Source organism: Sphingobacterium multivorum (assembly GCF_039511225.1).
Lineage (GTDB): Bacteria > Bacteroidota > Bacteroidia > Sphingobacteriales > Sphingobacteriaceae > Sphingobacterium.
The window spans coordinates 2836283-2858759 of the sequence record NZ_CP154261.1; the positions used below are offsets into that span (position 1 = coordinate 2836283).

Genomic DNA, 22477 nt, shown 5'->3' on the forward strand with positions numbered 1-22477 from the left:
ATACGCTTATTGTATGGTATTACGACAAAAGATGAGCTATTCTAACGAGCTATTATTTAAGCATTAACCACGTATAATTGTGTTAGATCATATTATAAAATTTAGCATTAAGAACAAGATCATTATCGGTTTAATGACCTTGTTGCTTATCATTTGGGGGGCATGGAGTGCAACGAAACTGCCAATCGATGCCGTTCCCGATATTACCAATAATCAAGTCCAGATCTTTACCTCTTGTCCAACGCTTGCCGGGCAGGAAGTGGAACAATTGGTTACTTTTCCAATTGAACAAAGTATTGCAACTGTACCCAAAATTGAGGAGATCAGGAGTATTTCGCGCTTTGGACTTTCTGTCATTACCGTTGTTTTTGACGATGATGTAGATATCTATTTTGCCCGTCAGCTGATTGGTGAGCGTTTAAAAGAAGCGGTGGATCAGATTCCACAAGGTATTGGTAAACCTGAGCTGGCTCCAGTGAGTACTGGACTGGGAGAAGTATATCAATATATTATCCATCCCAAAAAGGGAAGCGAAAAGAAATACAACGCAAAAGATTTGCGCACCATGCAAGATTGGATTGTTGCCCGTCAGCTCTATGGAACACCTGGGATTGCCGAGGTCAATAGCTTCGGTGGTGAGCTCAAACAATATGAAGTAGCTGTTGATCCGAATAGACTTAAGGCAATGAATATCACTATTCCAGAGCTATTTACTGCCCTGGAGAAAAACAATCAAAATACAGGTGGTGCCTATATTGATAAAAAACCGAATGCCTACTTTATCCGGGGAATTGGGCTGGCGACCTCCTTGGAAGATGTCAGAAATATTGCCATCCGAAAATCAGGGGCAATACCGATTTACGTAAAAGATGTTGCGGATGTACGTTTTGGTCATGCTGTGCGCTATGGTGCCTTGACATACAATGGTGAGGTCGATGCTGTGGGAGGCGTCGTCATGATGCTGAAGGGTGAAAACAGCAATGAGGTGGTCAACCGCGTGAAAGAAAAACTACCGACTATTCAAAAGTCGCTACCTGATGATGTGGTTATAGAGCCCTATTTGGACCGGACAGACCTCGTTGGGCGTGCGATAAGTACCGTTGAAAAAAATCTGATTGAAGGTGCCCTGATCGTCATTTTTGTCCTGGTCTTATTTCTTGGGAACTTGCGGGCAGGTCTTATCGTTGCTTCGGCAATTCCACTGGCGCTGCTGTTTGCACTTGGACTGATGAACGTCTTCGGCGTAAGCGCCAATTTAATGAGTTTGGGCGCGATAGATTTCGGTTTGATTGTGGACGGAGCCGTCATTGTGGTGGAAGCTACACTACACCATTTAGGCTTACGAAAGTCTACCGAGAAATTGACCCAGGCCGAAATGGACCATGAGGTATTTGAGTCTGCTTCAAAGATTCGTACCAGTGCAGCCTTTGGTGAGATTATTATTCTTATTGTCTATATTCCAATTTTAACATTGGTGGGTGTTGAAGGGAAAATGTTTCGTCCAATGGCGCAAACAGTTGGGTTTGCTATTTTCGGGGCATTGATTCTCTCGTTAACCTATATCCCCATGATGTGTGCTTTGTTCCTGCCGAAAAAACACAGCGACAAGAAAACGTTGAGCGACCGGATGATTGCGGGACTGCAACGTATTTATGAGCCTTTATTACAGAAAGCCATTCGGCTTAAATACCTGATCGTGAGTTTAACCGTTGCCATTTTTGCTTTGTCGGCCCTCTTTTTTAAGAATATGGGAGGCGAATTTATTCCACAATTGCAGGAAGGTGATTATGCATTCCATTGCATACTTCCCCAAGGGAGCTCACTTTCACAAAGTATCGAAACCTCGATGCAGGCATCCCGGATTATCAAAGAGTTCGATGAAGTGAAGATGGTTGTCGGTAAAACAGGAGCTGCTGAGGTACCAACAGACCCTATGCCACCGGAAGCGACAGATATTATGGTGGTATTGAAGCCTCAAAAAGAGTGGAAGTCGGGCCGTTCTTATGAAGAACTGGGGAGCGCTATTCTGGAGAAGCTAGAAGTAATTCCGGGTGTCTTCTTCGAAAAAAACCAACCTATTCAAATGCGTTTTAATGAACTGATGACGGGTATCCGTCAGGATGTTGCTGTAAAGATCTTCGGTGAAAACATCGATTCGCTGGCCGCTTACGCCAATGTGGTTGCCGCGCAGATTCAATCGGTTCAAGGGGCGACTTCGCCACAAGTGGAGCGCGTATCCGGTCTCCCACAAATCAATATCGTTTATGACCGCACCCGTATTGCAAATTATGGCTTGACAATTCAGGACGTCAATGACGTGGTGAGTACTGCTTTTGCCGGTCGAAGCACGGGACAGATCTATGAAAATGAACGTCGCTTTGATTTGGTCGTCCGGTTAGATACAACGCATCGAAACAGCATTGATGATGTGCGTAATCTGATGATTCCTACAGATACGGGTACGCAGATTCCGCTTTCTCAGGTCGCTGCCATTGATTATAAATTGGGGCCGGCCCAGATCAGCCGCGAAGCGGGTAAAAGAAGAATTGTGATTGGATTTAATGTGGCCGGGCGTGATGTTCAAACCGTCGTAAAAGATATCCAACAACAATTGGCTGCAAATGTAAAACTTCCTGCAGGGTATTATTTCACCTATGGGGGGCAGTTTGAGAATTTACAGAAGGCGAGCTCACGCTTGTTGATTGCTGTGCCAGTTTCCTTATTGCTTATTTTTATGCTGTTGTATTTCACGTTTCATTCCTTTAAGCAGGCGACGCTCATTTTTACTGCAATACCAATGAGTGCTATCGGGGGTGTATTTGCGTTGATGTTGCGCGGCATGCCTTTCAGTATTAGTGCCGGTATCGGTTTTATTGCCTTGTTTGGCGTAGCCGTACTCAATGGTATCGTTTTAATTGGGACATTCAATCAGTTGAAAAAAGAGGGTGTCGATGATATTTTTCAACGTGTTAAAGAGGGTACGTTGACCCGTTTACGTCCTGTACTTATGACTGCGACCGTGGCTTCACTGGGCTTTTTACCGATGGCAATAAGTACAAGTGCCGGCGCTGAAGTTCAGAAACCTTTGGCAACGGTTGTTATTGGCGGATTGGTAACGGCAACTTTCCTGACCTTGTTTGTGCTACCCTTATTGTATATAATTTTTAATTCTAAATTGAATATGAAACGAAGTAGAGGTGCTAAGACCTTTGTTACAGTACTTGTCTTCTCATTTATGGCCTTGGGTTCTGAGGTGTTTGGCCAAGAACGTATTGCTGTGACAAAAGCCGTGGAAACTGCATTGAAGAACAACCGTCAGGTTCAGATCAACCAGGCTGAAATCGTGGGCGCTGGTTTCAATGTTAAGACGGCGACTGAAATCCCCAAGACCGGGATTTTTGCAGAAAATGAAGATTACCGTCCTACGGATAAGGCCGGCTTATTGAAAATTGGTATAACGCAAAGTATTGCCTGGCCTGGACTTTACACTGCGCGTAAGGCGTATTTTAAAGAACAACTAAAATATGCGAACCTAAATACAGATGTATTGAAAACTGCGATTACCAAAGACGTGAGGACAGCCTATTTTCAGCTCTGGTATCTTCAGGATCGACAAAAACTGTATATGGAGTTGGATAGTATCTATACCGCCATGTTCAAAGCAACTGAACTTCGCTTTAGAACGGGTGACGTAGCTGCGCTGGATAAGATCGCGGCTGAAGCAAAGCTGAAGGAGCTGCAGGCACAACTTGTTCAAAACAAAAAGGATATCATTATTCAGCAACAGCAATTGATGATGTTGTTAGATCGTAATGAGTGGATGCTCCCTTTGGATCAGCCCTTGGAGAAGATTGTCGTGGACGCCAGTCCATCAGATGAAACGGCACATCCTTTACTGGTTTTACAGCAGCAAAATGTAAATATCGCTTCATCGAACGTCAGTGTTCAGAAAAATACCAATAAGCCTGAGTTCTCGGGTCGATTTTTCTCCCAACGTGTTTGGGGAGCCAAAGATCCATTATCGGGATTCTCGGTTTCCGCATCTTTTCCGGTCTTTAGCTTAGGCGCCTATAAAAGTAAAGTGAAGGCTGCCAACGCTGAAATGGAAGTTCAACAGCGTAAGTTGGAATATGATACGCAGGTATTCCAGACAAATAAAGGGAATGCACTTGCTGAAATTGACAAGAATAGTGCATTGCTGCAATTTTATGAGTCTTCGGGGTTAAAACAAGCTGATGCAATTATTAAAGCAGCTAGTTTGGGTTATAGAACGGGGGAGATCAATTTTGCTGAATTAAGCCAATTTTTAAGTCAGGCCATTGGCATTCGCCAGAATTATTTAGAAGTTCTCAATCAGTATAATCAATCAGCAATTCAATATAATTACTTCAATAACAAATAAGGCAACAATGAAAGTTTTCATAAAGATATTTATCGTATGTGTAGCCGTTACTGTTTTTTACGGTTGCGGTTCTAATGAGTCGGAGCGTAAAGGTCAACCGGAGGGAAAGGAAGTACCCAAAGCCGAAGCAGAGCATGAGGAAGGGCCGGTTACGGTGGCGGCACTGAGTGCTGCACAAATAAAGGCTGTGGGCATCGTTTTTGGAGGGATTGAAGCGAAGGAACTCACAGCTACCATTAAGGCCAATGGACTTTTGAGTGTGCCCAATAACAATAAAGCGAATGCGACGGCGCTTTATGGTGGTGTCGTAAAGACATTGAACGTACAGTTGGGAGACAATGTGCGTAAGGGACAGGTGATCGCCACGATTACCAACCCGCAGTTTGTACAATTGCAGGAGGAATATGTATCCCTGGCAAGTAAGATTACCTTGGCCGAACAAGAAATGGTAAGGCAACAGGAACTCAATGAAGGCAATGCAGGCGCACGGAAAAATCTGCAGGCCGCAACAGCAGACTTCAACAGTTTAAGGGCCCGAAAGGCTTCTTTGCAACAACAGATCCAATTGATGGGTATTAACCCCAATAGCGTGAATCTGTCCAATATGCGAACTTCACTGGCCGTAACAAGCCCTATCAACGGAACAGTTAGTAATGTTTTTGCGAAAATAGGGAGTTATGTGGATGTCTCTTCTCCAGTGATCGAGATTGTTGACAATAGTCTGTTGCATTTGGATCTGCAGGTATTTGAAAAGGATCTACCTTTGGTTAAAGTTGGACAGCTCATCAACTTTCAGCTGACCAATAATCCGGATAAGACGTATACCGCCAAAGTTTTTACAATTGGATCTTCATTTGAAAATGACAGCAAGACCATCGCTGTACACAGTACGGTTGTAGGCAGCAAAGTGGGGTTGATTGATGGGATGAACATTACGGGTATGATCGGTGTCAAAAATGTGCGGACTCCTGCTGTTCCGAATGACGCAATCGTGGAGGCTGACGGCAAGTATTATATTTTTGTGGAGACCAACAAGAAACCGGAAGAGCATGAGGAGGGGCATGACGATCACGGGCATGCGCACGATGAAGGTGAAGCAAAACATGCACATAAAAATGAGCAAGAAGCCGGGCAGCATGGAGAAGAACAGGCTAAAAACATCAATTTTGAAAAAATTGAGATTCAAAAAGGCGTATCTGCTTTGGGATATACGGCGATTACCCCGGTTACAGAAGTGCCTGCTGGAACAAAAATTGTTGTGAAGGGTGCTTTTTTTATCAATGCCAAAATGAGCAATACTGGTGGGCACGAACATTAATTGACCGTATTTGTTAACATAATCAAAGCAAGTGATGGAACATAAACATCGTTATGATGCACAAGGCAGACAGCTTTGTTGTACACAGACAGAAAAAATATATAATCAGGCTGGAGCTGAGGATCTTATTGGGAAAGCTCCGGCTTCCAGCCATGGTCATGACCATAGCCATGATGAGGACGGTCACGATCACTCGACGGCAGGGGCCAGTCAGATGCAGTTATTTCTACCCGCGCTAATTTCTTTTATCTTACTCATTGCTGCTATAGCCATGGATAATTGGATTGCACAATCCTGGTTTAAGGATTGGGTCCGTACAGGCTGGTACATATTAGCTTATCTACCGGTTGGGTTTCCTGTTATCAGGGATGCTTTAAAGAGTATAGCCAAAGGGGAAATCTTTTCGGAGTTTTTGTTAATGAGTATTGCTACCATAGGCGCTTTTGGGATCAAAGAATACCCCGAGGCTGTAGCGGTAATGTTGTTTTACGCCGTAGGAGAGGTGTTTCAGACCTTGGCGGTAAGTCGGGCTAAAAGCAATATTAAGGCTCTACTGGATCAGCGTCCGGATGAGGTGACCATTTTGGAGAATGGAAAGAGCAAAGTGATCAAAGCTGCCGATGCAGGTATAGGAGCAATAGTTCAGCTGAAACCCGGTGAAAAGCTTGGGCTTGATGGTGAATTGTTGTCTGAGCAAGGTGCATTTAATACAGCTGCGCTGACTGGCGAGAGCAAGCCAGATACAAAGATGAAGGGTGATGTTGTACTGGCTGGAATGATTAATATGAACACCGTGAGCCTAGTTCAAGTGACAACAGCATATCAGGACAGCAAGTTGAGCAAAATCCTCGAACTCGTACAGAACGCAACGGCTCAAAAAGCACCTACAGAGCTGTTTATTCGCAAATTTGCTAAGATATATACCCCAATTGTCGTGTTTTTGGCGATTGGAATTTGTCTCCTGCCTTACTTGTTTGTGGATCAATATGTATTTAGCGAATGGTTGTATAGGGCTCTCGTGTTTTTAGTGATCTCCTGTCCCTGTGCACTTGTTATTTCAATTCCTTTGGGATATTTTGGTGGAATTGGTGCTGCTAGTAGGAACGGTATACTTTTTAAAGGAAGTAATTTTTTGGATGCAATGGCAGCTATCCGCCATGTCGTGATGGATAAAACCGGAACAATGACTGCCGGCGTTTTTAAAGTGCAGGAAATTAAGCTACAGGCCGGTTACGACGAAGCAAGGATTTTAAAGCTCGTCAATAAAATAGAGAGCCACAGTAGCCATCCAGTTGCAACAGCGATTAGAGAATATGTCGGTCCGATCGATGAGTCTGTCGATCTCAATAACATAGAAGAAATCCCCGGACATGGACTAAAAGCTATTGCTGATGGCAAAGTGTTGCTGGTGGGCAACTTTAAATTGCTGGACAAATTTAATGTAGTCTATGATATCGATCCCAATAGTATCGTATATACGACCATCGCGATCGCTTTGGACGGTAAATTTGTCGGGTTCATAACCATAGCCGACAGTATTAAAGCGGATGCTGCGCTTACGATTCAACTGCTACATAAACTCGGTGTAAAAGCCACAATGCTGAGCGGGGACAAGACGACTGTAGTCGTCTATGTTGCCAAGGAACTTGGAATAGATCAGGCCTATGGCGATCTACTGCCGGAAGATAAAGTGAATAAGGTCAGGGAAATAAAGGGACTAAACGAATCTGTTGCTTTTGTGGGGGATGGCGTTAATGATGCTCCGGTTGTCGCACTGAGTGATGTTGGAATAGCGATGGGGGGACTGGGCAGTGATGCGACGATCGAGACAGCAGATGTCGTGATACAAGATGACAAACCTTCGAAAATTCCAATGGCCATTCGCATTGGAAAAGAGACGAAAAAAGTTGTTTATCAGAATATAGGCCTTGCCTTCATAGTCAAAGGGGTCGTGTTGATTCTTGGCGCTGGAGGTTTGGCAACCATGTGGGAGGCAGTCTTTGCCGATGTTGGCGTATCGTTAATTGCGATATTGAATGCCATAAGAATTCAGAAAATGAAATTTTGACATTTAGCATCAAGTTGCACCCGCCCTTTTCATTGGATGAAATGAAGGGTGGGTGTATGCCTATTTTTATTAGCTATCATTTATTATTACTAAATATGTTAGTATATTTGAGCGTGATTATCATTGCTTCGAAGCGATAATAAGACGTCAATACATGAATGATATGGAAAGGAGCATCGTACATTGTGATCTTGATACATTTTTTGTATCTGTTGAGCGGCTGATAAACAGTAAACTTAATGGTGTACCGGTACTTATCGGTGGTAGCAGTGACCGGGGCGTGGTGGCTTCGTGTTCCTATGAAGCCAGAAAATCAGGGGTGCATGCCGCGATGCCGATGCGCTTGGCACTAAGAATGTGTCCGGATGCAGTTGTCGTTAAAGGCGATCATGATCTCTACAGTTATTACTCCAATATGGTGACCGAAATTATTTCTCTTGAGACACCAGTTGTTGAGAAAGCAAGCATCGATGAACATTATCTTGATGTTTCCGGAATGGACCGTTTCTTTGGATGTTGGAAATGGACACAGGAATTGCGGCAGCGCATTATTCGGGAAACGGGGCTTCCGATCAGTTTCGGCCTTTCTGTTAATAAGACGGTGTCGAAAATAGCGACCGGACAGGCGAAACCATGTGGTGAGCTACAAGTAAATGGGGGTACAGAGAAGCAATTTTTGGCACCACTTTCTATTCGGAAAATACCGATGGTAGGTGATAAATCGTATACCCTGTTGCGTAATATGGGGATTTCGAAAATTGGAACGTTGCAACAAATGGAGATTTTCACCTTACAACAGGTCTTAGGGGAAAATGGTGTCAATATCTGGCGAAAGGCCAATGGTTTGGATGATACGCTTGTGGTCCCTTTTCGTGAGCAGAAGTCCATGTCCAAAGAAACAACCTATCAACAGGATACAATTGATATGGATGTATTGCGGCGCACACTCATCGGTATGGTCGATAATCTCGCATTTGAATTGCGTAAAGAACAGCGGCTTACCAGCTGTGTCACCTTAAAGATACGCTATAGTAATTTTGATACCCATACCCAACAATTGCAGATCGGGTATACCAATTCCGATCGGAGATTGATTGAAGTTGTGCTATCGCTATTTAAAAAGTTGTATAGTCGCCGCATGTTAATTCGGCTGGTGGGGATTAAGTTCTCCGGTTTGATCTATGGGGCTTACCAAACTGATCTATTTGCGGATAATGCCGAAGAAGTAAATTTGATGCAGGCTATGGATCGTATTAAAAATCGTTACGGTACAGCGTTTTTGATGAAGGGAATCTGCGTGCCCATGCCTGGGGAGAAAGGAGGGAGGGATGCTTTTAAATCTTCATAGTTTTTATAGTTTGCGTTATGGCACATTGAGTCTGGAAGATCTTATTGAAGGCATGCAGTCCGGTGGTTACGATACCGCCGTACTAACCGATATTAACAATACTTCCGGATCATTGGATTTTATTCGGTTGGGTCGGAAAAAGGGGCTGAATTTACTTGCAGGAATGGAGTTTCGAGACGGTGATAAGCTTTGTTTTGTCGCTATAGCGAAGAGCGAACGTGGTTTTCAAGAGATTAATGCCTATCGTACCAAACTCAGTAGGGAACAACGATCTGTACCGCAACGCGCTCCTGATTTTGAACAGGTATTTGTTGTTTATCCTTTTTCGGGGATCAACCACGATGGCTTGCGCGACTATGAATATATTGGCATAAGGCCTTCAGAACGGACCAAAGTACGGTTGTATGATCGAAAATATTTAGCGCATTGTGTCATTTTAGCAACGGTTAGTTTCAAACGAGATGATTATGTGCTGCATAGGCAATTGCGGGCCATTGATAATAATCTGTTAATATCACAATTGGAGAGGGATCAGGTGGCCCATCCGGATGAAATGCTGTTGTCAAGACTGACCTTAACGGAAATGTTTTCGGATCTGCCGGAGCTTGTGAATAATACAGAGCAGCTGCTTGCCCAGTGCTCTTTCTACTTCGACTTTGAGACCGTTAAAAATAAAACCACATTTACAGACAGTCATTATGGGGATAAGCAATTGCTTTTTAGTGAGGCATTAGCGGGGCTGGAAAGACGTTATGGAAAAAATGATACCATTGCAATGGAACGAGTCCAACGGGAATTGGAAATTATAGAACAACTTAAGTTTTCAAGTTATTTTCTGATCACGAATGATATCTGTAACTATGCTCGGCATAGCGATTTTCATTACGTGGGGCGTGGCTCCGGAGCAAACTCCGCCGTTGCTTATTGTTTGGGAATTACCGATGTCGATCCCATCGCGCTGCATCTGCCATTTGAGCGTTTTCTAAATCCAAAACGGAAGAGTGCCCCCGATTTTGATATTGACTTTAGCTGGAATGAACGTGACGCTATGTATCGTTATATTTTTAATAAATATAAACGTGGACATGTTGCGTTGATGGGCGCTATGAGTACGTTTCGGTCGCGAAGTATTTTGCGTGAGCTTGGAAAGGTATATGGGCTTCCTAAGGGAGAAATAGATCGGTTAATCAAGGAACCCGAACATATGCTGAACAAAAATGAGGTAACGAATACCATTTTGAATGTATATAACCGGATGGCGGATTTCCCTAATCAACGTTCAATTCACGCAAGTGGGCTACTCATTTCAGAAGCTCCTTTGGTATGTTATGGAGCGATGGACTACCCGCCTAAAGGACTGCCCACGATGCAATTTGACATGTATGTTGCCGAAGATATTGGTTTTGAAAAATTTGATATCCTATCACAACGGGGAATAGGGCATATAAAAGACTGTAAGGCGATCGTACGGGAGAATCTGGGCGAGCTGATTGATACCGACAACCCCAAGCGTTTCTTTGATGATCCGCTAATAGCAGCACAACTGCAGTCGGCCCATACTATTGGGTGTTTTTATATTGAAAGTCCGGCGATGCGGCAACTATTGACCAAACTGTCCTGTAATACCTATAACACATTAGTGGCAGCATCGTCCATTATTCGTCCCGGTGTGGCGAGTTCAGGAATGATGAACGAGTATATTCGGCGTCACCACGACCCAGCTGTTGCGAATTATCCGCATCCAGTATTCAAAGAACAGCTGGCTGAAACTTATGGTGTGATGGTTTATCAGGAAGACGTAATGAAAATTGCGAATGCCTATGGTGGTCTGGATATGGCAGATGCGGATGTGCTGCGGCGAATGATGTCGGGCAAGTATCGTGATAAAGAGCATCTTGCGGCCATTAAAGGACGTTTTTTTGCCAATTGCAAGACACGGGGGTACGAGCAGCAGGGAAGTTTAGAAATCTGGAGACAGATGGAGAGCTTTGCCGGCTATTCATTTAATAAGGCACATTCAGCTTCCTATGCTGTTGAGAGTTACCAGAGTTTATACTTAAAAACCTATTTTCCATTGGAGTTTATGGTTGCGGTACTCAATAATTACGGTGGTTTTTATAATCGTAAGGTTTACGTAAATGAAGCGCGGGTTGCGGGCGCTACGATTTGTTTACCATGTGTCAACCAGTCTCATTTAAATGCACGTATTTTTGGAAAAGATATCTATCTGGGCTTTGATTGCCTTCAGCGTCTGGAGGAAAAATTGGCTTTACGGATAGTGAATGAACGGGAATTGAATGGACCCTATCTCAGTTTGGAAAATTTTATTGGCCGGACGGAAATTGGCCTGGAGCAATTGATCATTTTAATCCGTGTGGGCGCCTTGCGTTTTACGGCTATAGGAAAAAAGCAATTATTGTGGGAAGGCCATTTGATGATGAGTAAATATAAACCTCGCCGTGGCGGAAATGTTCTCTTTGAAATTGAGACTAAAAAACCGTTGCTTCCTTTGTTTGAAGAAAACCGCTTGGAAGACTATTATGACGAACTGGAGTTGATTGGTTTCTGTGTTACGGGAACATTGTTTGATTTGGCAAAAAGCAGTTACAGAGGCGATCTTTTTGCAGAAGACATGAGGGCGCATGAAGGTAAAACAATTCGGATGGTAGGCGATTTCGTCTGTGAAAAAATAGTCAAGATGCGCAATGGAGGGCAAATGAAATTTGGAACCTTCTTGGATGCAGAAGGACATTTTTTTGATACTGTCCATTTCCCGCAGACACTTATCGAATATCCACTGCGGGGAAACGGTATTTATTTGATCGAAGGAAAAATTGTAGTTGACTATGGCTGCCCCTCACTTGAAGTAATACGATGTGCCAAGATGCCTTTAAAATCTGATCCGCGAAGTGAATAGCCTGTTTTTTAAATTACCTTTGTAAGAACTTACCTGGTGTTAAAGTGATGACGAAAGAGCAAATTACCGGATTGCTTGAAGGAGTACCCTCTGCAATCGGCGTATATTATATTTATGATAAGCATGATGCGCTAATTTATGTCGGCAAGAGTATCGATATTAGAAATAGGTTATTACAGCATTTTAGAAGCACAGATTTTAAGGAACGTAAAATCCAAGAGGCAGCTAGCAGAGTTGGATTTGAACTGACGGGGCATGAACTACTAGCGTTATTGCATGAATCTGACCTGATCAAAAAATACCAACCCTATTACAATCGGGCGCAGCGTCGAACTTACTATGGATTTGGTCTTTATCTGACCATAAATTCGTCAGGTTATCAAGTGCTTCAGGTTGAGGTGCTTGATCCCGAACGTGAAGAGTTAATGACTTTTTCAAGTTATCAGGAGGGGCGGGAGCAATTATTCCATATTGTGGAAGCTTATCAGCTATGTCAAAAAATAAACAAATTACAGACGTATACGAAACATTGTTTTCAGTATATGTTGAAGACCTGTAAGGGGGCCTGTATTGCGCAGGAGGTTCCAGAAGACTATAATCGAAGAGTACAGGAATTTGTAGGCTCGTCGGAGCTGCCGATGGGCGAAATATTTTTGGAGTTTTTAGGGCGTAATCCCAATGAAAAGGGCCTTGTTTACTTGTCGGATGGTCGGTATAAAGGATTTGGTTACTGTAATAAGCGTGTATATAGTGAAAAGAAAAAACGGGAAGCCATTATCTCCAAGGCTGACAACAGGGATATCAGACGTATTTTGAGACGCTATTTCAAACTCAACCCTGTTTAAATTTTTATCAACACTGATTTACTGGCTTGATACACCAGTAAATCAGTGTTTCACCTTTGGTAAAAACTTTTTGTCGTTCTCATCGGAATCTTTATAGTAGGCTCGCGCTTCGTCCAGTTTATGATGCATTTCTTCACGTACGTTGTGGTATCCTTGTACTTGGTATACATTCTGCATTTCCTGTGGATCTTTTTCTAGATCGTATAATTCCCACTCATCTTTGTCATAATAGAAATGGATCAGTTTGTACCTTTCGGTACGAATTCCATAATGTCGTTTTACCATGTGAATGGAAGGATACTCATAATAGGTGTAATATACGGCATCGCGCCATTGCTTTTCTTTTCCATTGAGTAGGCCACGAAAAGATTTTCCCTGCATATCTTTCGGGATTGCAAGTCCTGCATAATCTAGGATTGTGGGGGCAAAATCGAGATTCTGGACAAGTGCTTTTGAGGATTGGCCAGCTTTAATCTCTGCTGGATAGCGGATCAATAAGGGAGTTCGAAGCGATTCCTCATACATAAAGCGTTTGTCAAACCAGCCATGTTCTCCTAGATAGAACCCTTGGTCCGAAGTATAAATGACAATGGTATTTTCGTCGAGTCCGTTGTCTTTGAGAAATTCCAATAGACGTCCAACGCCATCGTCTACCGCTGCAACGGTACCAAGGTAATCCTGCATATAGCGTTGATATCGCCAGCGCATCAGGTCTTCTTTGGACATGCTGGGATATTTTATCTTAAAATCTGCCATAATTGGGTTGTATATTGAATCCCATGTTGCACGTTGTGCTGCGGTCATTCTTCCTAAGTTTCCATTAAAGGCAGCTTTATCCCAAGATAGATATTCTTTTAGTCCCAATTCATCCATTAGCGTAGGCGGTATTTTGTTGTCACCAGCCCAGTTCATGTGTTTAAGGATATTCATTTCCGCGGTTTTTGCGGCGGTTCCTCTTCCTTCGTAGGTGTCGAATAAATTGCTCGGTTCTATATAGGTTTTTGACGTATACTGTCGGAGATGTCGTAAAGCAGGTAGCCATTCTCGGTGTGGCGCTTTTTGATGATAAAGCACACAGAATGGTTTACTAGTATCTCTTTTAGCGATCCAATCTAAGGCCATATCGGTGGTGAGATCCGATACATAGCCTGGTATTTGTTGTTTCACACCATTGATAATGAAGTTTGGATTATAATATTCGCCCTGGTCGATAAGGACCGCGGAGTGGTTGAAACCCTGTGGCAAGCCATCCATGTGGATTTTACCGATTAATGCTGTTTGGTAACCATTTTTTTGAAGAATCTTAGCAAAGTTGTCCTGATTCCAATCGAATTTTGCCTCATTATCAATTTTCCCATTTATATAACTGTGCTTTCCCGTTAAAAGCACAGCCCGACTTGGAGCACATAATGAATTTGTCACAGTTGCCCGTGTGAAAATGGCCCCTTCCTGTGCTAATCTGTCAATATTGGGTGTTTCATTTAATCCGTAACCATAAGCGCTGATCGCTTGATAACCATGGTCATCACTCATGATATATACAATATTTGGATGCTTTTTTGTCTGCTCTTTTTGTGCCAATGCCCAAAAAGGTACACATGCGTACAAGGTGAACGTAAGAATATAATGATGCAGTTTCATGGTTAAGGTTTGTATGTGTTGCGACGATCGTTTTTACCACAAGCTAATATAGCTGTTTTCATTGAGACAAAGATGGTGCTATTAGTTTAATGATACCTTTTACTATTTAAATGATTTGTTTATTTTATTATTCTGATAGAAATTTGCAGTATTGATAATTTTACTTATATATGAAGAAGAGTTTATTAGCACTTGCACTAGGGGGATTAGGAATAGGTATTACCGAATTTAGTATGATGGGGATGTTACCGGACGTTGCCCAAAGTCTGCAAGTTTCAATTCCGGAAGCTGGTTATCTCATTACCGCTTATGCTTTGGGTGTTGTTATTGGTGCTCCACTATTGGTAGTTGCTATGAATCGGTTCTCGCCCCTTAAAACCCTGATTACGCTCATGGGATTATTTACCCTGTTTAATGGATTATCTGTGATTGCTCCAGACTACGGTCTTTTGCTGGTGTCGCGTTTTATTTCAGGATTGCCGCATGGTGCTTTCTTCGGTGTAGGGTCTGTCATTGCCAGTCGATTGGCCGATCCTGGGAAAGAAGCGCAGGCGGTAGCGACGATGTATTCGGGATTGACCGTTGCCAATTTATTTGGGGTTCCATTGGGTACCTATATTGGGCATCATTTTTCATGGCGTTATACTTTCTTATTGATTGTTGTCGTCGGTATTTTGACCATGTTAGCCTTAAAGTTGTGGATGCCTAAAATGAAAGCAGCACCTAAAAATAATCCCTGGAAGGACTTTGGCATTTTTCGCAATGTGAATGTCTGGTTTATGGTTTTATTATTTTCAGTGGCCCCAGGGGCGTTGTTTGCCTGGATAAGTTATATTGCTCCGCTGATGACTGAAGTGTCTGGGATTGCCGATAAATACCTGCCGTATATTATGGTGTTGGCTGGATTGGGTATGTTTGTAGGGAATTTGATCGGCGGGAAGTTGACGGATGCTTTTTCGCCAACAAAGGTGGTCGTAGCCGTATTGGTGGTTCAGATTTTGTGTATGTTGATTATTTATGGCCTGTCCGACAACGTTGGGATATCCTTGGTAATGACTTTTTTAACCGGAGTCACTACTTTTGCGCTTGTACCTTCGTTAACCCTATTATTGCTTAATTCGGTAAAGAGTGATGCTGAAATGTTGGTTGCTTCTCTGGGGCCTGCATGTTTTAATATTGCGAATGCATTGGGTGCTTTTTTAGGTGGTGTGCCTATTAATCAAGGCTATGGTTACACTTCTCCGGCTTTAGTTGGTGCGGTAATGGCCGCTTTAGGAATAGTAATTTCTTTATGTTACATTCGACGAAGCAAAAGGCAGCCGACTATGGATAACAAAGAAGTTCTTGAGGATGCCGTTGGTCAACTTTCATAGTCCTTCATGTCGTCTTGAAATTTGTTGTCGGTCCTAAAAAAATAGCGAATAGAATTGATGTTAACCAATATTTCCACCAATTCTATTGAAGATAGACTTAAATTGAACATCGATATTTTCACCCAGGTACATGCGCTTGGCCCGGCGTTTTATAGGGTTTCCTTGGTTCAATAGGAAGGAAACTGTGGTTGTATTCTCTTGAGGTAGTACAATTTTGGAATTTTGCCTTAAATAGAGTTTTAACAAAGCCATTCCGGCGGATTGTTTATTGGCGACAATAAGACCTTCTCCCAAAGTGGGAAGATAATAGCCGCGGACAGTTTTGTTCTCCACATAGACAAAGCCAGCCGTGAAATGTGGTTCTATTTCGAACCGCCTATTTTCGGCAGCAGTTTTCTGGTCGAGTGCCAAAAGTTGCTCGCTATAATGGGATTGATAGTGCTGTATGCTGTGGTCTGGTTCTTCAAGCTGAGTGATCTGTATATTATCAAAGAAAAGATAGGAAGAAGATTCCTTAAAGCCGAGTTTTGTGTAAACTGGTGCGCCCATATCCGTTGCAATGAGTTGGATGCTCTTGCATTTTTTGCTATTTGCTATACGAATAAGTTCTTGGGTGATGTGTTTCCCATAGCCTTTTCCTCTTTCATCGGCAGAAACGATAATATGTCCCAACCAGGCTACGTTACTATGGATAATGGTCGTACCTATGGCGACAATTTTCTGATCGACCAGGAGTTTTATGGGAAAACAAAAAGGGCTTTCTATATAGTGTTGTATTTTGATCGTGATATTGCCCCATCCTTCCGGACTTAGCGTTGTAATTATGGGAAGATCGGAAAACTGAATAGGATCAAAATTCATGTAGCCTCTATTTTATTGCGGTTTTATTGTACTTGTTTTTATATTCAAGGGGGGATAGTCCCGTAAACCGACGGAATATTTCACGAAAAGCCTTTACGTCAGTATACCCAATAGCGTACATTACCTCATTTACCGTTTTCCGCGAGCTTTCCAATTCCTTTTTTGCCGATTCCACTTTTATCCGTTGAAGATATTCCACAGGTGTATTACCTGTCGCTTTAATAAATCTACGGTCGAAATTCCGGCGTCCGACGGTGAATTTTTCAGATAACTTCTCCATGGAGATTTTTTCTGAGAAGTTATTCTCGAGATAGTCCTGTGCACGCATGACCATTTCATCGCCATGTGACTTTTGACCATTAAAGATCATAAAATCGGATTGCGTTTGTCTGGCAATATCAATTTGAAATATTTTGGAGCAATAAATCGCTGTCTGTCTGTCGTAAAACTTTTCAACCAGGTAAAGGAGGAGGTTGAGGAAGGAATAACCGCCACCATTGGTATAGATTCCCTGCTCATCGGTAATAATTTGTTCAGTTTTTAAGTTGACTTTGGGGAAGAGCTTATGGAAGTTTGCTGCTGATTTCCAATGGATAGAGCAGCTTTTGTTATCTAAAAGTCCCGTGGATGCGAGCAGATATGCACCGGTACACATGCTTGCAACATTTGCTCCTTTGGCATGATGGTGTAATATCCATTCTGAAAGAACGCTATTCCCAGCTTCTAATGCAGTAAAATTGGAAATGACAGCGGGTACAATAATGAGGTCTGTTTTTTGAATTGCAGTGATATCTTTCTGCGGCATGGCCATTATTAATCCATTGACAAAGTTACTCTGTTTGGAAACTCCTGCTAATTCTATAATAAATATAGGCTCCCTGTTCAGTTGATCGTAATAGCGGTTCGCTTCGGTGAATACATGGTATGTTCCAATAATGCACGATAGCGTATTAGGGCCTGTCTGACTGTCTGGAACTAAGATCGTTAGATGTTTCATGTTCAAAGTTCATAAGATCGAATAAACAATAACATGCCTATTTGATACTATTCAAATATACCTAAACGATTTGTCTAAATCAACCGCTGAGAATGTCTATTTTACACCCCTTTTTGTGTTTTAAAGTCCGTTATATTTGATCTATACATTAAAGTTAATACAACAAGATGGTACAAATGATCGCAATATATAAGTTGACTGAAGAAACTTGGCGCCTCAAACTCATGATGTCCAGATTTACATATTTGATTCGATGGAAGTATAGGAAGATCAGAAGTATGAGTTAACATTATAAAATACGATGAAATATGAAAAAGGACGATTTTAAAATAAGCATTACCGTTGAAGCAGGAGCTCAACGCGTATTTGAAGCAATCAATAATGTCCGCGGATGGTGGTCTCAAAATATTGACGGGCCAACTACCGCTTTGCATGACGAGTTTATATATCATTATCAGGATGTACATCGTTGTCGAATAAATATAGAAACGATGGAAACGGATCGTAAAGTAGTCTGGCGGGTGCTCGAAAACTATTTTAAATTTACCCAGGATGAACGAGAATGGACGAATAGTTCCATTATATTCGATATTGTAGAAGACGCAGGTACAACTACATTACATTTTACCCACCAGGGGCTTAATTCCGATATGGAATGTTACAAGGTATGTCATGATGCCTGGACGTATTATATAGCTGACAGCCTAAGACAGTTGATTCTAACGGGGCAGGGACAACCTACTCCGAAAGAAGAAGTAACGGCTGGGGTTACTGAAGAGAATCGGGTAGCACATGATCCTGGGACTAAAAGCATCTACCATAGACTGTTGATAGAAACGCCAGTAGAGACTGTTTACAAGGCGCTTACAACAGCGGAAGGGTTAGCCGGCTGGTGGACGCCAGATACTGTTGCAAAGCCAGAGATTGGCGCTGTATTGCGGTTTGGGTTTGGTCCCAGCTACTTTAAAAATATGGAAGTTATTGCGCTGAAACCTTATTCCAGGGTCGAGTGGCGCTGTATCAAGGCATTTGAGGAATGGATTGGAACGACACTGACCTTTGAACTTGAACCTCAGCAAAAGGGATGTATGCTGCTGTTCCACCACGATGGCTGGGCAAATTATAGTGCGGAATTTGCTTCCTGTAGTTTTGATTGGGCGCTATTTTTCAGGAGTTTAAAATTTTTCTGTGAAAAAGGAAAGGGTTTTCCTTATCCTGAATTTAATGTATAAAATTGCTGCAGGGGCATGATGTATTTTAGGGATAAAATAACACTATCGCAATAGATCGGCAATTGCATGCAGATAGTCTTTATTTTTAGAAAAATCATTATGTCCCTCCTTTGCCAACCGAATCAATTTATCCTGTTTTTTAAAGAATCTACTCAGTTTAATGGAAGAGTCAAAATAGACGGCTTTATCCTGGTCTCCGTGGAAGATGATCGTTCTACATTTTACTTTTTGTAATGCCGAAGCATTGTCGAAATGAAAGGGGAGCCCGCTTGTATCGAGCTCAGGAGCGATATGTTGCGTCCAATCTTCAAAACTATAGTAAGGTGCTTGAAGAATAAGCATTTTTGGGGCGTTATGGGAAGCAATAGTTGAAGCCAGTGCTGTACCCATCGATTGACCAATTATGACAATATGATCTTCCGGATAATGTTGTGTCAGGTTATCATAGGCCATTTGCAGATCACTATAAAGTAGTTCTTCATTGGTTACTTTACCTTCACTTTTTCCGTAACCTCGGTAGTCTAACATAAAAAGATCATAGCCGTTATCAGTATAGATATTCGCAATTTTACCCCAAGTGTCTACCGCTCCATTACTTCCATGCAAATAGAAAATTAGTCCTTTGCTCTTGTCTGCCTTAAACAAGATCCCATGGAGTTTAACATGATCTGCTGTTGTGATAAATTGTTCTTCAAATTTGCCCTGAAAGTGGAACGTGGAATCCTGGAGCTTTTTACCTGGAAACAGTTGTTCTTCAAGGATCTCATTCCAGTTTGGTTTCACTTTAGATTTACTGTTGGATTGAGCATATACCACGGGGTATAAAAAAATGAATAGCAAGAGTAATAGTATCGGACGTAACCAAAGGAGACGGTAGAATTTTGTTAATGTGACGGTATTGTTTGCGTGCATAAAGATACTTGGTCTATGATTTTTATTAAGTTACACATTTCTATGGCATCCAGAAAATGTGGGAATTCCTAGTTTTAGCGGTATCTTTCTTATAAACTTAATCTAGGTTAAGTTTATGCCTTAATCTAGGTTGTTGGAAGCAGGCTTCTTCTTGTCGTACCTTTGAGATAGCAATTTAAAATGAAGTGATCATTTAGGCTTCAACTTAATTCATCAAGAACGATAAAAAAGGAGATCATAACATGAAAAAATCAATTGAAAGAATTTTCCAACGTCCAGCTCAACCTGGCATGGTAGGAGATGGATTTCGTGTATTTAATATGATACCAGGGAATGGGATTTCCCAAAAGAGGATGAGTCCATTTCTTTTACTGGATTTCAATGCAGCATTTGATTTTGGACCTTCGGATCATATTAGAGGCGTGGATGTACATCCGCATAAAGGATTTGAAACCGTGACTATCGCCTACAAAGGTAGTGTAGCCCATCATGACAGTTCGGGGAATAGCGGTGTTATTCGTCCGGGTGATGTACAATGGATGACTGCCGGCGCTGGCATATTGCATAAAGAGTACCATGAAGAGGAATTTTCAAAGAAAGGCGGATTATTTGAAATGGTTCAGCTCTGGGTTAATTTACCAGCGAAAGATAAATCAACAGCGGCGCACTATCAGGCAATTACTGCCGATCAGATGGGGAAAGTCGTGTTGCCCGATGCGGCAGGGGTAGTCAATGTCATCGCGGGGAAATTTCAGGATATGGTTGGACCAGCGAGCACCTATACACCCGTCAATCTATTTGACATCAAATTGGAAGAGCAACATGAAACGAACTTTTTGGTTTCACAAAATCATAATACGGCGATGTTGGTTGTGAATGGCGAGGTTGTAGTCAACGGTGAACTTGCTAAGGAGCATAGCTTTGTCTTATTTGGTCATGATGGTGAAGAGATTTCGATAAGGGCAAATAAGAATGCAGTTTTACTTGTGTTAAGTGGTGAACCCATTGATGAACCTATCGTGAGTTATGGCCCATTTGTAATGAATACACAGGCGGAGATTTACCAAGCCTTTGAAGATTTTCAAGCTGGCAAGTTTGGCGTACTTGAATAAATGAAATAAATTTCCATACATGGCTTATATCCTTAATATGTAGGCCATGTATGGAAATCAAAATAGAAAAGATTGTCCGTTAACTTGCATTTCTTGGGATTGTCGTGCCCAACGACTAAGAAAAGTTTTTTGGTCGTCTATCAAAGCCAACATGCACGATGAGGACCAGTAGTGTACAACAAAAGCCGGTCAATACCACGCCATTCCATTGAAAGTATTTCCAAGCCAGGGAGGCCAAGTAACTACCCAATGATCCGCCTGCAAAGTAACTAAACATATAGACTGTATTTAGTCGGTTGGTTGCCCCTAGATTTAAGGCAAAAAAAGCAGATTGGTTACTGATATGCATGGATTGTAAACCTAGGTCGATTAAGATTACACCGCTTATTAATCCGATATAGCTATGTCCACCAATATAGAATACAATCCAGCTCAATAGCAGAATAAATATGGAACCAAGAATAATGGTATAGGTAGAAACAAGGGTTGCAATCCGGCCGACCACTGATGCTGCCAGCGCGCCAACAGCCCCAATTAATCCGAAGGATCCCGCTACGGCAGTGCCTGCGTGGAAAGGCGCTTCCTGTAAATGAAATACTAATGTAATCCAAAAAGCACTGAATCCAGCAAAGCCTAAAGCCCCTCTGAGTGCAGATAGCCGTAATACCCGTTGAGTTTTTGTCAGATGGACCAATGAGTGCATTAATTGTAGATAAGTACCTTGAAATGTCGGTTTTACATCAGGTAGTGCGAAAGCTAATAATAACATAAATAAAACCATTAATGCTATAGCTATATAATAGATTGCTTGCCATCCCCAGATATCGCCAATAAATCCTGCTGCGACACGGGAAAGCAGAATACCCAATAGTAAGCCACTCATGACCATTCCGATTGATGAATTGCGTTTTTCCGGAGCAGCAAGTTCGGCTGTGAGGGGGACCAGCATTTGAGGAACAACAGAGCTGAATCCAACCATAAAGCTTGCGATATAGAGCAACTCGAGGGTGGGAGCTAAGACCATAGCCAATAAGGAGACTAAGATGAGCAGAAATATGGTTAATATTAATTTCTTTCTTTTTATCATATCTCCCAAAGGGACGATAAACAGTAGCCCAGTTGCAAAACCGATCTGTGTGAGCATAGCAATCATACTGATTGCAGCTTCATCGACCTGAAAGTCTTTTGCCATTAGTCCCAAAAGCGGTTGATTATAGTAGTTGTTGCCGACGACTATTCCCGTTGTCAAAGTAATAAGCCATAAAAGAGGCTTCGTGAGTACAGGTCTATCCGGTTTTGAGTTTACGTGAAGTTCTATGTTTTGATCTGCTATGTTTGCTGTATGTATCATCTCGAATTGTATTTCCTTGGCCGCAAATTTAAAGAGAGAATTGTTGGCAGAAATGAAGAATTCGATCCATGAATTGAAGAATTGAAGTTTGATTAACATC

Annotated in this window: 14 protein-coding genes; 9 read left to right on the forward strand and 5 right to left on the reverse strand. The window is 42.1% G+C overall.

What is annotated here, in order from left to right; genetic code table 11:
- Nucleotides 1-79 precede the first annotated feature (79 nt).
- The 6 genes from AAH582_RS11660 (at nt 80) to AAH582_RS11685 (ending at nt 12898) form a co-directional block, all read left to right on the forward strand.
- The gene (locus tag AAH582_RS11660; RefSeq protein WP_343322245.1) at nt 80-4402 is read left to right on the forward strand and encodes a CusA/CzcA family heavy metal efflux RND transporter; all 4323 of its coding nucleotides are present in this window, start codon (nt 80-82) and stop codon (nt 4400-4402) included.
- A 7-nt stretch (nt 4403-4409) separates the two neighbouring features.
- Nucleotides 4410-5720, forward strand: a complete 1311-nt coding sequence (locus AAH582_RS11665) for an efflux RND transporter periplasmic adaptor subunit (RefSeq protein WP_046673437.1) — start codon at nt 4410-4412, stop codon at nt 5718-5720.
- A 34-nt stretch (nt 5721-5754) separates the two neighbouring features.
- A complete protein-coding gene (locus AAH582_RS11670) occupies nt 5755-7788 on the forward strand; it encodes a heavy metal translocating P-type ATPase (RefSeq protein ID WP_343322246.1) in 2034 nt (677 codons plus the stop codon).
- 163 nt (nt 7789-7951) lie between these two features.
- Nucleotides 7952-9136 (forward strand): DNA polymerase IV, encoded by a 1185-nt coding sequence (dinB, locus tag AAH582_RS11675; protein WP_046673468.1) that lies wholly within the window; start codon nt 7952-7954, stop codon nt 9134-9136.
- Nucleotides 9117-12053, forward strand: a complete 2937-nt coding sequence (dnaE, locus tag AAH582_RS11680) for a DNA polymerase III subunit alpha (RefSeq protein WP_343322247.1) — start codon at nt 9117-9119, stop codon at nt 12051-12053. The genes dinB and dnaE overlap by 20 nt, the downstream gene beginning before the upstream one ends.
- Nucleotides 12054-12100: 47 nt before the next feature.
- Nucleotides 12101-12898: a GIY-YIG nuclease family protein gene (locus AAH582_RS11685; RefSeq protein ID WP_343322248.1), complete on the forward strand. Its 798-nt coding sequence runs from the start codon at nt 12101-12103 to the stop codon at nt 12896-12898.
- Between the two features lie 42 nt (nt 12899-12940).
- Here the strand turns inward: AAH582_RS11685 and AAH582_RS11690 are convergent, their stop codons facing one another.
- Nucleotides 12941-14539 (reverse strand): sulfatase family protein, encoded by a 1599-nt coding sequence (locus AAH582_RS11690; RefSeq protein WP_343322249.1) that lies wholly within the window; start codon nt 14537-14539, stop codon nt 12941-12943.
- Between the two features lie 170 nt (nt 14540-14709).
- Between AAH582_RS11690 and AAH582_RS11695 the strand changes: the two genes are divergently transcribed.
- Nucleotides 14710-15912 (forward strand): MFS transporter, encoded by a 1203-nt coding sequence (locus AAH582_RS11695; RefSeq protein ID WP_343322250.1) that lies wholly within the window; start codon nt 14710-14712, stop codon nt 15910-15912.
- A 60-nt stretch (nt 15913-15972) separates the two neighbouring features.
- Here the strand turns inward: AAH582_RS11695 and AAH582_RS11700 are convergent, their stop codons facing one another.
- Both AAH582_RS11700 and AAH582_RS11705 read right to left on the reverse strand, forming a co-directional pair.
- A complete protein-coding gene (locus tag AAH582_RS11700) occupies nt 15973-16773 on the reverse strand; it encodes a GNAT family N-acetyltransferase (RefSeq protein WP_343322251.1) in 801 nt (266 codons plus the stop codon).
- A gap of 7 nt (nt 16774-16780) precedes the next feature.
- A complete protein-coding gene (locus tag AAH582_RS11705) occupies nt 16781-17770 on the reverse strand; it encodes a GlxA family transcriptional regulator (protein ID WP_343322252.1) in 990 nt (329 codons plus the stop codon).
- A 308-nt stretch (nt 17771-18078) separates the two neighbouring features.
- Here AAH582_RS11705 and AAH582_RS11710 point away from each other — a divergent pair, with 308 nt between their 5' ends.
- A complete protein-coding gene (locus AAH582_RS11710) occupies nt 18079-19002 on the forward strand; it encodes an SRPBCC family protein (protein ID WP_343322253.1) in 924 nt (307 codons plus the stop codon).
- 42 nt (nt 19003-19044) lie between these two features.
- On the opposite strand, the gene AAH582_RS11715 is transcribed toward AAH582_RS11710, so the two are convergent.
- On the reverse strand, nt 19045-19914 hold the full coding sequence (locus AAH582_RS11715) for an alpha/beta hydrolase (protein ID WP_053003607.1): 870 nt from the start codon (nt 19912-19914) through the stop codon (nt 19045-19047).
- 242 nt (nt 19915-20156) lie between these two features.
- Here AAH582_RS11715 and AAH582_RS11720 point away from each other — a divergent pair, with 242 nt between their 5' ends.
- The gene (locus AAH582_RS11720) at nt 20157-21026 is read left to right on the forward strand and encodes a pirin family protein (RefSeq protein ID WP_046671581.1); all 870 of its coding nucleotides are present in this window, start codon (nt 20157-20159) and stop codon (nt 21024-21026) included.
- Nucleotides 21027-21141: 115 nt separating this feature from the next.
- Here the strand turns inward: AAH582_RS11720 and AAH582_RS11725 are convergent, their stop codons facing one another.
- Complete coding sequence (locus AAH582_RS11725; RefSeq protein ID WP_343322254.1) at nt 21142-22377, reverse strand: MFS transporter; 1236 nt, start codon at nt 22375-22377, stop codon at nt 21142-21144.
- Between the last annotated feature and the right edge of the window lie 100 nt (nt 22378-22477).